The organism is Herbaspirillum robiniae, assembly GCF_002213415.1.
GTDB classification, from domain to species: Bacteria; Pseudomonadota; Gammaproteobacteria; order Burkholderiales; family Burkholderiaceae_D; genus Herbaspirillum; species Herbaspirillum robiniae.
Map to the genome: position 1 here is coordinate 153520 of NZ_NJGU01000008.1, position 13573 is coordinate 167092.

At 62.8% G+C, this 13573-nt stretch carries 13 protein-coding genes; 1 reads left to right on the forward strand and 12 read right to left on the reverse strand.

Going from position 1 to position 13573, the window contains the following annotated elements:
- Nucleotides 1-246: 246 nt before the first annotated feature.
- Complete coding sequence (locus CEJ42_RS15995) at nucleotides 247-537, forward strand: HigA family addiction module antitoxin (RefSeq protein ID WP_088751753.1); 291 nt, start codon at nucleotides 247-249, stop codon at nucleotides 535-537.
- Between the two features lie 136 nt (nucleotides 538-673).
- Here the strand turns inward: CEJ42_RS15995 and CEJ42_RS24665 are convergent, their stop codons facing one another.
- The 12 genes from CEJ42_RS24665 to CEJ42_RS16050 all read right to left on the reverse strand — a co-directional run bounded on the left by CEJ42_RS24665 (nucleotide 674) and on the right by CEJ42_RS16050 (nucleotide 13573).
- Entirely contained in the window at nucleotides 674-910 is a 237-nt protein-coding gene (locus tag CEJ42_RS24665) for a hypothetical protein (protein WP_129587756.1), read from the reverse strand.
- A gap of 56 nt (nucleotides 911-966) precedes the next feature.
- Nucleotides 967-3588: a DNA ligase D gene (gene ligD / locus CEJ42_RS16000; RefSeq protein ID WP_088751754.1), complete on the reverse strand. Its 2622-nt coding sequence runs from the start codon at nucleotides 3586-3588 to the stop codon at nucleotides 967-969.
- Nucleotides 3585-4601 (reverse strand): non-homologous end joining protein Ku, encoded by a 1017-nt coding sequence (ku, locus tag CEJ42_RS16005; protein WP_088751755.1) that lies wholly within the window; start codon nucleotides 4599-4601, stop codon nucleotides 3585-3587. The genes ligD and ku overlap by 4 nt, the downstream gene beginning before the upstream one ends.
- Nucleotides 4602-5197: 596 nt before the next feature.
- Complete coding sequence (locus CEJ42_RS16010; RefSeq protein ID WP_088751756.1) at nucleotides 5198-6811, reverse strand: methyl-accepting chemotaxis protein; 1614 nt, start codon at nucleotides 6809-6811, stop codon at nucleotides 5198-5200.
- 187 nt (nucleotides 6812-6998) lie between these two features.
- Nucleotides 6999-8084: a porin gene (locus CEJ42_RS16015; RefSeq protein WP_243397875.1), complete on the reverse strand. Its 1086-nt coding sequence runs from the start codon at nucleotides 8082-8084 to the stop codon at nucleotides 6999-7001.
- A gap of 259 nt (nucleotides 8085-8343) precedes the next feature.
- A complete protein-coding gene (locus tag CEJ42_RS16020) occupies nucleotides 8344-9291 on the reverse strand; it encodes a PDR/VanB family oxidoreductase (RefSeq protein WP_088751758.1) in 948 nt (315 codons plus the stop codon).
- 25 nt (nucleotides 9292-9316) lie between these two features.
- Complete coding sequence (locus CEJ42_RS16025) at nucleotides 9317-9757, reverse strand: RidA family protein (RefSeq protein ID WP_088751759.1); 441 nt, start codon at nucleotides 9755-9757, stop codon at nucleotides 9317-9319.
- Nucleotides 9754-10803 carry an aromatic ring-hydroxylating oxygenase subunit alpha gene (locus CEJ42_RS16030; RefSeq protein WP_088751760.1) on the reverse strand — a complete coding sequence of 350 codons (1050 nt, stop codon included), beginning with the start codon at nucleotides 10801-10803 and terminating at the stop codon, nucleotides 9754-9756. Before CEJ42_RS16030 ends, CEJ42_RS16025 begins: the two co-directional genes overlap by 4 nt.
- 40 nt (nucleotides 10804-10843) lie before the next feature.
- On the reverse strand, nucleotides 10844-11077 hold the full coding sequence (locus tag CEJ42_RS16035; protein ID WP_088751871.1) for a recombinase-like helix-turn-helix domain-containing protein: 234 nt from the start codon (nucleotides 11075-11077) through the stop codon (nucleotides 10844-10846).
- Nucleotides 11077-11409, reverse strand: coding sequence for a hypothetical protein (locus CEJ42_RS16040; RefSeq protein ID WP_088751761.1), 333 nt, complete (start codon nucleotides 11407-11409; stop codon nucleotides 11077-11079). The genes CEJ42_RS16035 and CEJ42_RS16040 overlap by 1 nt, the downstream gene beginning before the upstream one ends.
- A gap of 14 nt (nucleotides 11410-11423) precedes the next feature.
- A complete protein-coding gene (locus CEJ42_RS16045) occupies nucleotides 11424-12578 on the reverse strand; it encodes an FAD-dependent monooxygenase (protein ID WP_088751762.1) in 1155 nt (384 codons plus the stop codon).
- 23 nt (nucleotides 12579-12601) lie between these two features.
- Nucleotides 12602-13573, reverse strand: a complete 972-nt coding sequence (locus CEJ42_RS16050) for a VOC family protein (protein ID WP_088751763.1) — start codon at nucleotides 13571-13573, stop codon at nucleotides 12602-12604.

The window sequence follows — 13573 nt, forward strand, 5'->3', positions numbered from 1 at the left end:
TGCGGAATTTCATTTCCGCAATCGATCAACAGCAACTTGTCATTCGCCGTCTTGCCAGATCGTTGGCACAAACGAAGAAAAACAATCGAGCAGTCGTGATACCTTTATTTCATCTACGAAGAGATGAAATCCGTCGCAGATGGGAGCCGCATGGACTTATGGCGCCTTAAGCGAAACCCTGTACTAATCCCAGCACGTAGGCATCTAACTTGACCTAAATTGGAGTGCCCATGTTTAAAACACGGAATGCGCACTATCCATCCTGGCGAGGTCTTGGTTGAAGACTATATTGAACCTGCGGGAATGAGCATACGTTCCGTGGCGATGGCGCTGTCTATACCGTATGCACGATTGAATGCCATTGCCAAAGGAAAACGGCCAATGGATGCAGACCTGGCGTTGCGCCTGGAACGATACTTCGGAAGCGAGGCACTTGGCTGGCTGAATCTTCAGACTGCCTACGACCTTCGGATTGCTGGGGATTCGGCTGGCAATGCCATTGCTAAGGCAATTACACCGTTGAGATTGCCAACTTAGAACGCAATATGCCGTTCTCTGCTGTCGCATTGAGATCCGACCTACGTGCCTTATCGCTTCTGACTGTTTTTAACGAAAGCAGGAAGTCCGCACTCGGCCAGAAGCCGACATTGCATTCCCTGATTTGCGCTTGCGTCTAACTAGGGAGATTTTCAGTATTGAGCTGTGCAACCAGCGCTTCACAGTGTTCGATTCCCTGCGCGAGAGCTCGGGAATCTGAAGCATAAAAGCCTCGTACTGGCATCCAATTACTCATTGGGTGACTGCCCATCAAGATTTGTACCGCATCTACACTCCAACCTTCTTCATGCTCGCTGTATTTGAGGCGATAGAGGTATAGACCGGCATGTGCCTTGTATTCGTAGATAGACATCCGACCTCCTAATGTTGAGAATAACACGAAGAGCCAAGTAGAGTTTTCTCCCTGCTTCATCGCAGATGGCCTGGGTCGCCTATCGCATCCAGCATCGCTTTAGTCAACCGCTGGCGCGGCGTTGCAATGTCTTTCCATGGATCGATTTGCGGCAGCTTCTGCACGCGGTCGGCCATATTGGCGACACGGAAACTGTCAGGCTTGACGCCGCCTTCCAGCTCTTCCCAGGTGATGGGCACCGATACCGGCGCGCCATCGCGCGAGCGCACCGAATAAGCGACCACCGTAGTCGAGCCAGGCGCATTGCGCAGGTAATCGACGAAGATCTTGCCGCTGCGCGCAGCCTTGCTCATGCGCGCGATGAATCGATCCGGGATATGCCGCGCCAGATGCGCAGCCACGCGATGCGCCCAATCCTTGACGATCTCCCAGTCGTGCTCGGGCCGGATCGGCACCAGCAGATGTAAACCCTTGCCGCCAGAAGTTTTGAGGAAGCATTCCAACCCTATCTCCTGCAACAGTCCACGCAGCAGTTGGGCTCCCTCCATCACCGTCGGCCACGGCACATCCGGTGCCGGGTCGAGATCGAACACGATGCGGTCTGGCTGCATCAGTGCGCGAGCACTTGAGCCCCATGCGTGCAGCTCCAGCACGCCCATCTGCGCCGTCGCCACCAGCCCCGCCACATCGTTGACCATCATGTACTGTGCCGTGCCATCGCCTTCTGGCACCTCGATCGGCTCGATGGCGTCCGGCATGCCCTGGCCGGCATGTTTCTGGAAGAAGCACTTGCCGGCGTGGCCGGCCGGGCAGCGCACCAGCGACAGCGGACGTTGCTTCAGTTCCGGCAAGATCCACTGGGCCACGCTCTGGTAGTAACGCACCAGCTCCAGCTTGGTCAGGCCGGTGTCGGGAAACAGGATCTTGCCTGGATGCGTGAGCCTGACGCCTTCCACTGTCACCGGCGATGATTGATCGACGTTGTTGCGGCGGCCGGCTTGCCTGCGGGGCGACGGCATTTGCTCGGCTGAGTCTTCTTCTTTCACAGGCGGGGCACCGCGCTGCTCCGCCTCCCGCACGATGTCGCGCGGTTTCTTGTCCTCGCGCAACGCCACAAACGCACCATGACGAACGATCCCTGCCTTGGTCCACTGCGCGAACTTGACTTCAGCCACTAGCCTGGGCGCGATCCAATGCACACCGCGGCGCTGCTGGCCAGTGGGTGGATTGACAAAGGCTGGCTCGTCTTGCTCCAGCGCCCGGAATGTCTTCAACAGCGAGCCCAGCAGACGCTCGTCGAATCCGGTGCCGACGCGTCCCGCATACTGCAACCCACCCTGCGCGTCATACACGCCGACCAGAATCGCGCCAAAGCCGCTGCGCTGCCCAGCCGGATCGGTATAACCGCAAATCACAAACTCCTGGCGCCGTTCGCACTTGATCTTGAGCCAGTTACGGTCGCGCCGCCCGCTATAGGGGGCATCGACGCGCTTGGCAATAATACCTTCCATGCCGTGTTGACAAGCGTGACTGAATACGTCGCGGGCATAACCGACAATGTGCTCGCTGTACAGCAGCAAACCGTCTTCATCGGCGCCGGGGATCAGCTCACGCAGCAGCTGCTTGCGATGGATCAGCGGGAGCTCACGCAAGTCGTGGCCGTTCAGATACAGCAGGTCAAAGGCATATAACGCCAGACGCACACCACCGGCCTGCTGCCGTTCACCGTTGGTGTAGTTCTGCAACGCCTCGAAGCTGATGCCGCCTTGCTCTTCCAGCGCCACCACCTCGCCGTCTATCCAGGCGTCGTCTACCGGCAGTTTTTCCAGCGCACGCACCAACACCGGCCAGCGTGCGCTCCAGTCCAGACCTTCACGGGTATGGATCTTCGCCTTTCCCTGCCTGATGCGGCACAGGCCACGGTAGCCGTCGAACTTCATTTCCGAGAGCCACTCGTCACCGTCCGGCGCCTGCTCCACCAGCGTGGCCAACTCAGCATCGATACGGGCTGGCATGCGTGAAGGCTTTAGTTCGGCCACCTGAATGTTCCCGGTCTTGGCCTTGGCGGGCTTGCGTACTGCCTTTTTCGGTGGCTTATCACGCTGGTCGGCCACGCTTTCCGGCCTTAGCTCGGTGACGACAGCATCCTTGCCATGTGCGGCCGCCTCGTCCTCTTCCTTGATCAATAGCCAGTTTTCCTTACCATGCTCGTCCGCCTTGCCCATGCGCACCAAGGCCCAGCGCCCCTCCAGCTTCTCGCCACGCAACTCGAAGGACAGATGTCCTTTTTTCAGGCCGGATTGAGGGTCGCCATGCGGCTCCCACTCCCCGCGATCCCACAGCACCACGTGACCTGCGCCGTATTGATGTTCGGGAATATCGCCCTCGAAGGTGCCGTAATCCAGCGGATGGTCTTCCACCCGCACGGCAAGGCGTTTGTCATGCGGATCCAGACTCGGCCCCTTGGGAACCGCCCAGCTTTTAAGCACGCCGTCCAGCTCCAGACGGAAGTCGTAATGCAGGCGGCGCGCATGATGGCGCTGAATGAAGAATTGCAGCGTCTCCGACTGCACATGCTTGCCGGCCTTGCCCTGCTTGCGCTTGGGAGCACCGGAAGGCTCAGGCGTGACACTGAAATTCCGCTTGGCGCGGTAACGGTCAAGGTGTCCGGCGCTCATGCCTGGGCTCTCTTCGCATTGCTGCGACCAGCCCCAGCGCGTGCTGCGATGGCTGATTTCCCGGCCTTCGGCTTGGCCTTGACTGCGGCAGCCTTCTTCGTCGTCGGTTTGCGCGCTGGTAGCTTGTGAACGCTCGCGCCTTTTGCCGCACGGGGCTTGGCTGCTTCCTCTATTTGTCCGGTGTCGGTCTTATGCGATGATTTTGCCGCCTTACCGCGTCCTTCCAGGCTGCTCTTCAACAAGGCCATCAGATCCACTACCTTGCCGCTGCCGACGGGCGCTGCCTGACGATCGTCAGGTTCTGCCACCTCATGCGTCTGGCGACTTTTTATCTTCTTGTTGATCAGCGCAAGCACGTCGTCGCGGTAAGTGTCGCGAAATTGCTCGGGCGCCCAGTCGGCCGACATGTGTTCGACCAGCGCGCGTGCCATTTCCACCTCCTGTTTGGAGACACCGGATTTCTTCGCCGTGCGCGACGGCACCGCGATGTCACCCGGCGCGCGCAGTTCGGTCGGGTAGCGCAAGGTGATCAGGTTCAGCATCTCGCCCTGCGGGAGCAACGCCGCCAGATGCTGGCGGGTGCGAATCACGATCTGGGCAATGGCCATCTTGCCGCTGGACAGCAAGGTTTCGCGCAGCAAAGCGTAAGCCTTGTCGCCGCCCTTGGACGGCGCCAAGTAGTAGGGCTGCTCGTAGTACAGGATCGGCACCTGCTTTACCTCGACGAAGCTCTGGATATCGATGCTTTGGGTGGCCTCGACGTTGGCGCGGCGCAAGTCCTCGTCGGACATCAGCACGTACTTTCCCTCTTCGTACTCATAGCCCTTGATGATGTTTTCCCACGGCACCTCACGCCCGGATTTCTTGTTCACGCGCTTGTAGCCGACCGGCGCCAAGTCGCCCCTGTCGAGCAGATGAAAGTCCAACTCATCATTCTTTTCGGCGGTGAAGAGTTCGACGGGAATATTAATCAGGCCGAAGCTGATTGCTCCCTTCCACAGTGCGCGGCGCATTATGGCCTCCGTTGGCAAGTTGGCCCATTGACTTGATTTTTGATTATCGAAGCGGAGCCGGGATCGCGCAGTCGGCCTTTGGATGAAGGCGATGTAGGAATGTGGCTTTCATACGGCTCGCTCAAAATACTGGCCTCAATGCGCCGAAAGCTCGTCTTGAGACTAGGGCCCTTCTTCGATTTTTTTAGGGCATCAGGGGCGGCACTCCTTTCCGTGCCATTGCCAGAACTTTGCATCTCTCTAGCGACGGAGAAATTTGATGTGGCGCTTACAAAAGGATGGGAGCTACGTGGGATACGTAGCTATTGAAGAACTTCCGAGCGAATTAGCAATGATCGTTAATGGCGGCTATCGGCCAGAAGTGGACTTCATGGCTACGATAAGTTTGCTTATTTCAGCGAAAGAGCCTCTACATGGCAGGACCATCTTTTCGTCCCGGTGAGTATCAGAAATTATCCAAGAAGCAAAAATCCATCTACTGGATAGCGATTACTTGTGTATTTTCTTTTGTTTTATCTGTCTGGTTCATGGGGCCATGGTGGCGTTAGCTACTGGGTATCCGCAATCGGCTAAGAACAGACGTTGCAAATATCCCTTTAACGAATAACAAGCAGAGTCCGCGCTTCTGGCTGTAATTCAATATTCTCCCCAACTAGCGGCGTGAGCGGCTTGTCGATGTGGAACACGCCAACCAAGTGCTGCAGGGCCTGGGATTGCTCCCTTAGCGCTTGCGCGGCTGCGGCGGCCTGCTCTACCAGTGCTGCATTCTGCTGGGTAGCTTCATCCATGTGCGTGATCGCCTGATTGACCTGCTCGATGCCAGCACGCTGCTCCTGCGTGGCCGTGCTAATTTCACTGACGATATCGGAGACGCGCTTGACGCTGGCCACCACCGCCTCCATCGTGGCGCCAGCCTGCAACACCAGACGCCCGCCGGCGTCGACCTTGGCCGCTGAGTCATCTATCAGGACCTTGATCTCCTTGGCGGCGGTGGCCGAACGCTGCGCCAACGAGCGCACTTCCGACGCTACCACGGCGAAGCCCCTGCCTTGCTCGCCGGCGCGCGCCGCTTCCACGGCGGCATTGAGCGCGAGGATGTTGGTCTGGAAAGCGATGCCGTCAATGACGCCGATGATGTCGACGATGCGACTGGATGCGTCACTGATGCCGTTCATCGTGCTCACCACCTGCTGTACCACCTCGCCGCTGTGTAACGCGACCTCCGAGGCGCTGGCCGCCAACTGGTTGGCCTGCTGAGCGTTATCGGCGTTCTGGCGTACTGTGGAGGTAAGCTCCTCTATCGCTGCAGCGGTTTCCTCCAGCGAGCCGGCCTGCTGCTCGGTGCGCGAAGATAGGTCGAGGTTACCGCCGGCGATCTCGGCCGAGGCGGTGGCGATGGTCTCGGCGCCGCCGCGCACTTCGGCGACGATGCGCGTGAGGCTGCCGTTCATCTGGCGCAGCGCCTCCAATAGCTGGCCGATCTCGTCGCGCGCCCCGGCTTCGATGCGGCTGCACAGGTTGCCATCGGCCACCTGCTGCGCCACCTCCACCGCATGACGCACCGGGCGCGTGATGGAGCGCGTGGTCCAGATCGCGAAGGCGCCGCCGAGCAGCACCGCCAGCGCCGCGATGGAGAGCATGATGATGGTCTTGCTGCGGTACTGGTCGGCAGCCTCCTCGCTGCTGCGGTCCATCATCATGGAACCGACCGCGATGTAGCCCTTGACCCGGCCGATGTATTTTTCCTGGTCCTCGCGCAGCGTGGTCAGCAGCAGTTGCGAAGCGTCCATGGTGGCGCCGGTGGAGGCCAGCTTCAGGTATTGCTGCTGCCCTTGCTGGTACTTGGCGCGCAACGCGGTGATCTCGGCGAAGGACTTGCGGCCCTGGTCGCTGGAGAGCCGTTCCTGCAACTTGCCGAGGTCGTCGCTGATGACTTTCTCGCCCTCGCCGATCAGGCGGATCTCATCGAGCAGCTTGGCGTGGTCGTCGATGAGCAGCAGGTTGCGCATCGAGCTGGCGTTCTCGCTGATCTTGAGCAGCACGTCGTTGGCCAGCAGCACCTGCGGATAGCGGTCCTTGACGATGCGTTGGGTTCCCTGGTGCAGGGTGTTGAGGCTTTCGATGCCCAGCGCGGTGATGCCGGCCAGCAGCGCCAGCACCAGGCCGAAGCCCAGTCCCAGCCGGGCGCCTAGTTTGAGGTTTGCGATCATGGGGTCCTCCGCATGCGGAACGCGGCCCGCACGTGCGCCGGCCGCAAGAAAATTCTGGAAGAAAGGCGCAGTAAAAAAACGGCGGAGAAAGAGCTCTCTTCCTCCGCCCAAGGCACTACGCAGCGCCGCCCCGCTCCAGGGACGACGAAGGCAAAACAAGACTATTCACAGAAGATGTTGCAAGCCATCAGAACGAGTGGTGCATGCCAATGGTAGTGACCAGCTGGCCCTGGCCGCCGGACACGCCGGTGGAACCGGAGGCGCCGGTGCCGTTCATGACCGCGAAGCGCGCGTCGCCGCCGGCGCGCTGGTAGGCGGCCTGCACGTACCACTGGGTGCGCTTGGAGAACTCATGCACGTGCGACAGGCTGAAGGTGTTCCAGCGCGCGCCTTCCAGCTTGGAGAGACCGTAGCCGAAGTTGATCGTGTCCAGCGTGGCGTAGCGCCATGCCGCGCCCAGATCCAGGTTCTTCTGCTTGGGGGTCAGGCCGGTGGGCATGTCCAGCTTGACCTGGGTGTAGGCCGCGTTCAGGCGCACGCTGCCGAGGGTGTAACCTATGCCGCCGGCGTAGGTGGTCAGGCTCTTGAACACGGTGGTCGCGTTGCCCAGGCCGACGCTGGTCAGGAAGGTGCCGGCATAGCCTGCAGCTCGGTTGTTGAGCTTGGAATAGGCCACCGCCGCGCGCAGCGGGCCGTTGCCGTAGGTGGCGCCGGCGCTGACGTTGCGGCCGTTGCTGTTGTCGCCGGCCACTTCACCGAAGCCGTACATCAGGCTGCCCTGGAAGCCGCCGACGGTAGGCGAGGTATAGCGCACCGCGTTGTCGAACTGGTAGGTGTTGGCCAGGCTGTCCAGGTTACCAGGGTGGAACAGGTACCAGTTGGTCAGCTGGAAACCGTTGGACAGCTTGCCGACATAGTCGAACACCACATCGGGCATGTGGCCCAGGGTCACCGCGCCGAAGTCGCCCGACAGGCCGACGGTGCTGTAGCGGTTGAACAGCTTGGTCGAATTGGGAACGCCGCCGGAGTCGGTATAGAAGCCGCCTTCCAGCTGGAAGTTGGCCTTCAGGTTGCCACCCAGGTCCTCGGTGCCGCGAAAGCCGATGCGGTCCGGTTGCATGGTGCCCTGGTCCAGGCGCGACACCGAACCGCCGCCGAGGTTGTTGATGTAGGCTACGCCGGCGTCGAGGCTGCCGTAGATGGTGACGCTGCTCTGCGCAAAGGCGCCTGCCGAGAGACAGGATGCCGCTGCGGCAATCATTAACTTCTTCATTAAACTCCCCTTCAACGAATAAGTACCAACATCGCGGCCGTACGCCGCATCTTTACTCACTGCTCCCTGCCACCCCTTGTGGAAGGAAGGTGATGGTTCCGGGCGCCCTGCCGCCGCATGGTCGGCTGGCGAAGGCTGGCCGGGTGGCCCGTGATCGGGCGGTATTTGTTCCACCTATGGATCAACGTTCCACAAAATTCATCGGGCTCAAAAAAATGCCCGGTGCATCGGCACGGGCATCGGAGTCGAGCGCGCCGGGTCAGATATCCAGCACCAGGCGTTGGCCCTTGCAGCCGGACACGCACACCATCATCGACTTGCCGGCGGCGCGCTCGGACTTGCTGAGCACGCCGTCGCGATGGTCCAGCTCGCCCTCGAGCACCCGGGTCTCGCAGGCGCCGCACACCCCTTCGCGGCAGCTGTGGTCGACGTTGACGCCGGCGTCCAGCAGCGCATCCAGCAGCGACTTGCCGGCCGGGACCGTGACGCTGGTCTTGCTGCGCGCCAGCTCGGCGACGTAGCTGCCGCTCTGCACCGGCGCCACCTTCTCGGCGGCGAAGCGCTCGATGTGCACGTTGGGCAGGCCCAGTTCTTCGCAGATCGATTCGAAGGCGTTCAGCATCGGGGTCGGGCCGCAGCAATAGAAGTGCGCGTCCTTGGGCCGCGACGCCAGGAAACCGCGCAGGTCGGGCGGCGCGCCGGCCTCGTCGTCGAAGTGGCTGGACACCCCGGGCTGGCCCAGCAGCTCGGCGGTGAAAGCGGCTTCCTTGCGCGAACGCGCGCAGTAGAACAGCTCCACCGATTTGCCCTGGCGGCCGAGACGGCCGTACATGCAGGAAATCGGCGTGATGCCGATGCCGCCGGCGATCAGCACCGAGTGCGCGGCCGACTCGTCGAGCGGGAAGTTGTTGCGCGGCGCCGAGATGGCGATGGTGGCGCCCACGCGCAGTTGCTCGTGCACGTAGCGCGAGCCGCCGCGGCTGTTGCGGTCGTTGAGCACGCCGACCACGTAGCGGTGGCGTTCGGTGGGCGGATTCGACAGCGAGTAGCTGCGCACGATGCCGTTGGGCAGGTGCAGGTCGACGTGGGCGCCGGCCTCGAAAGGCGGCAGCTCGCCGCCTTCGGGGGCGCGCAACTCGACGCTGACCACGCCTTGCGCCTCGAAGCGCATGGCCTGGATCCGGACAGAAATAGTAGGACTGCTCATGAATGCCACTTCCAGATAAAGAACTTCAGGAAACCACTTCTTGCACCGCTTGCCGCAGGTCCACGCCCAGCCGCGCGAAGGCGTCGGCCTCGACCGTCAGCTCGGGGAACACCAGGCCGCTGACCTCGACCAGCGTCGAGCACGGATACGGCGCCTCGAAGAAGTCGCGGCGCGCGCGCCCGACCTCATCCTTGTCGCCGATGTCCTTCACGTAGATCACCAGCTTGTAGATGCAGCCGATGTTGCCGCCGGCCGCCTCCACCAGGTCGCGCACCTTGCCCAGCACCACCAGCGTCTGCTCGTAGGTGCCGAGCTTGCGGTCACGCGAGGCCGGGTGCGCGGTCATGCCGGACATCGCGATCTCGTCGCCGATCACCAGGCAGTTGGACCAGGTCGCCGTCGCCAGCTCGGCCACCTTCGCGGTCTTCACGTGGCGCACTGCCGACTTGCCGGATGCCTCGCTCATGCCGCTTTCACCGGCGCCTTGGCCGCCGCCAGTTCCTCTTCACGGGCGATCTGGTCCTTGGCCAGGCCGCGCAGGTGGCGGCGCAGGCGCACGATGCCCATGTCGTGCTGGTACAGCATCTCGCGCTGGTTGGCGTCGGGCTCCATCAGCTCCAGCACCACGCGGTCCTGCTCCAGCACGTTCCAATGGCGCGCCTCCAGGCGGTTGCGGTAGAGGAAGCGCCAGGTATCCTTCTGCCAACCGGTCAGCTTGCGGCAGCGCCAGTGGAACACCGCGGCGATGTTGTCCACGATCGGGGTATAGCTGCCGATGATCACGAAGCTGCCGCCGGGACCGCCGGTCTTGGGATAGGGGATCGCCAGGCGCATCCAGTGCAGGTCGGTGTCGCCCCACTCGGTCCAGTCGAAGTTGACGTCGCGCTGGCCTTCCTTCTCGAACACGAAGCCGATGTCGGTCTCGCGGATGCCGAAGCTGGCCTTGTTGTCGCCCTCGGCCATCGAGTGCGACTGCTTGTGCAGGAAGGTGCCGTGCATCGGATCCATCACGTTGTCCAGCACGTAGCGGTAGTCGCCCTTCCATTCGGTGTAGCACAGGAAGTTGGAATACTCGGGGCTGGTCAGCTCTTCCGGCAGGCGCAGCGGCGGCGGCATGTCGACGTCTTCCAGGCTGTTGTAGAGGAAGATGGCGCCGGCCGCCTCGGTGACGTGGAAGCGGCGCGTGGCCTTGGCGCCTTCCAGCTTGCAGCCGGGGCTGCCGGGCACGCTGGTGACCACGCCGTCGAAGCGCACCTGCACGCCGTGGTAGCCGCAGGCGATGCGGTCGCCCATGGGGATGCCCATGGACAGCGGCGCGCCGCGATGCGGACAGTGGTCTTCCAGCGCGTGCAGCGTGCCGGACGGTTCGCGCCACAGCACGAACTTCTTGCCCAGGCGGCGCAGCGAGACGGGCTTCTCGGCCACGAACTCCGACGGGCAGATGGGGTACCACAAGTCTTTCAGGCCGACGGCGAGCACGGCGTCGACGGGATCATTGGCTGTCGTTCTCATTTCTGGTCTCTCCTGTTGGCTGGCGCTGGTCGCGGATGGCTCACGCGGCCAGGCGGGCGATTTCTTCCTGGTAGTTCTGTTCGGTCCACACGCCGCCGTTGTAGGGGCAGCTCGGGCCGGTGCGGTTCAGGTGCGCCACCAGGGCGTCCAGTTCATGCACGCCGGCGGCGTAGGCGCGCTCGATGGAGTCGCCCAGCAGGTCTTCATACTGGGTCGGCGGGCGGCGGCGCGCCTGGTGCGGATTGAGATAAACGTCTGTGACTGTTGCAACCATCATTGGCCTCCATTTCTGACGCGCTCGCGGATACGCTCACGCACGGGAACAAAATCGTAGCTGGGGTAGCATTCGGTGCGGAACACGCCCCATGCCGAGCGTTCGAGCTCGACGTTGACCAGCGGCAGCAGCGCCGGCGGCAGTTCCAGCGTGACGATCTGGCCCAGGCCCATGGCCACGGTCCACGACACCACGCGGGTGCCTTCGACGGGAAAGCGCTCCCACCAGTCCATCTTCTTCATGTGCGACTGGATGTCTTCCAGGTTCTTGGACTGGTCATGCTTCAACACGATGGTCAGCAGCATGGTGTCCGGCTGTTTCTCTTGGCTCATCTCGACTCCGGGCGTCAGGCGGTCGCGACTTCGGGTTCCGGCTGCAGCGGCACCTTCCAGGCGTCGTAGCCGTACACCCAGTCGGCGTTGCCGCCTTCGCGCAGCCAGTTGTTGCCGCGCGAACCGATCTGTATCTTCGAGGCGCGCGCCATGCGCAGCTGCTCATAGACATGCAAGGACCTTGCCACCTCGTCCAGCGTCGAGACGGTGACCAGGCAGCGCGCAAGCACCACCGCGTCTTCGATGGCCATGCCGGCGCCCTGCGCCATGAAAGGCATCATCGGGTGGCAGGCATCGCCCAGCAGCGCCATGTTGCCCTTGGCCCAGGCCGGCAGCGGATCGCGTTCGTACAGCGCGGTCTTGAGCACTTCGTCGCAGGCGTCCAGCAGCGCCGTGGCGTCGGGGTGGAAGCCGGCGTAGCTGTCGCGCAGTTCCTGCACGCTGCCCGGGGTGGTCCAGGACTCCAGGTGCCAGGTCTCCTGCGCGGTGGTGGCGAAGATGAAGATGTCCTCGCCGCGATTGAGCGGGAAGGTGACGATCTGGCTTTCCGGGTTGGGGCCCCACCACTTGGTGAAGGCCTGCAGGTTGGGCACGCCGGCCACCTTGTGCGCCGGCACCACCGCGCGGAACGCCACCACGCCGGTGAAGCGCGGCTTCTCGGCGCCGAACATCGCGGTGCGCACGGCCGAGTGGATGCCGTCGCCGCCGATCAGCACGTCGACGCGGTCATGGCTGCCGTCGGCGAATGCCAGTTCGATGCCGGCGGCAGTCTGCTCCACCTTCTCGGCGCGCTTGGCGAAGCGCACCTGCTCCAGCGGGAACACCTCGGCAAGCGCGGCCAGCAGGTCGGCGCGATGGATGGTCAGCTGCGGCGCGCCGTATTTCTGTTCGGCGGTGTCGCCCATGGCCAGGCGCGAGGTTTCCTCGCCGGTGTTCCAGGTGCGGCTGATGCGGTGGGTCGGGCGCGCGGCGGTCTTGCGCACGGCTTCGCCGATGCCAAGGCCGTCCAGCGCGCGCACCGCGTTGGGCGTCAGGTTGATGTCGGCGCCCACGCGCAGGAACTGCTTGGACTGCTCGTACACCACCACCTCGTGGCCGGCGCGCTGCAGGGCGATGGCGGCGGTCAGGCCGCCGATGCCGGCGCCCAGGATTCCGATCTTGAAGGACATGTGCTTTCCTCTTTGCTGTGAGCTTATTTGCCGGCCGGCGCGCGATCGGTCAAGAACTTGCCGCTGGGGCCTTGCGCATTCTTCTGGCGGCGCGTGTTGCCGTCGATGCCGCCGTCGATGGCCCATTCGGCGAACACCGTCGGGCCCGGCTCGAAGTCGCGCGGCTCCCAGTGCTCGTCCAGCTGGTCTTCGTCGGCGTAGTACTCGATCAGGCCGCCGGCCGGGTTCTTGAAGTACCAGAAGTAGGCCGAGGAAATCGGATGGCGGCCGGGGCCGAGCTGGGTGTCCCAGCCGCTGCGCGACATGTGCATGCCGCCGCCGAACACCTCATGGATGTCGCGCACGGTGAAGGCCACGTGGTTCAGGCCCGAGCGCGCCTCCGGCGGTTGCAGCAGGAAGATGTCGTGGTGGCCGCCGACGTCGGCGCAACGCAGGAAGGCGCCACGCTCCGGATAGCGGTCGGACGGCACGAAGCCGAAGTTCTCGCAGTAGAACTTCTCGCAAGCCTTCACGTCCTTGACGAAGAACACCACGTGGCCGACCTCGATCGGCGCGGCGCGCTCGTAGACCGGGCTGCGTTCGTTGATGCGGTTCTTCTCGTTCCAGGTATTCATGCGTGCGCACTGCACCTGCACGTCGCGCTTGACCGAGACCTGGAAGCGCACCGCCAGGCCGTTGGGATCGGTGCAGCCGACGCGCTTGCCGTCGTTGATGTAACCCTGCAGTTGCTTGATGCGGCCGGCGAACTTGTCCAGCACCGCGTCCGACGACACGCCCCACACCACTTCACGCAGGGTCGGGCCGGCTTCGATGGCCGGCGGCAGGCTGGGATCGCCGCTGTCGCGCACGATCACGCGGCAGCCGTTCTGCGATTCGAACACCAGCTCGGCGGCGCTCTGCTGCGCCAGCACCATGCCCCAGTCGAGGAAGAACTGGCGGCACTTGGGCAGGTCGTCCGCGCCGTAGATGATTTCGTCGATACCTAATACGTCCAT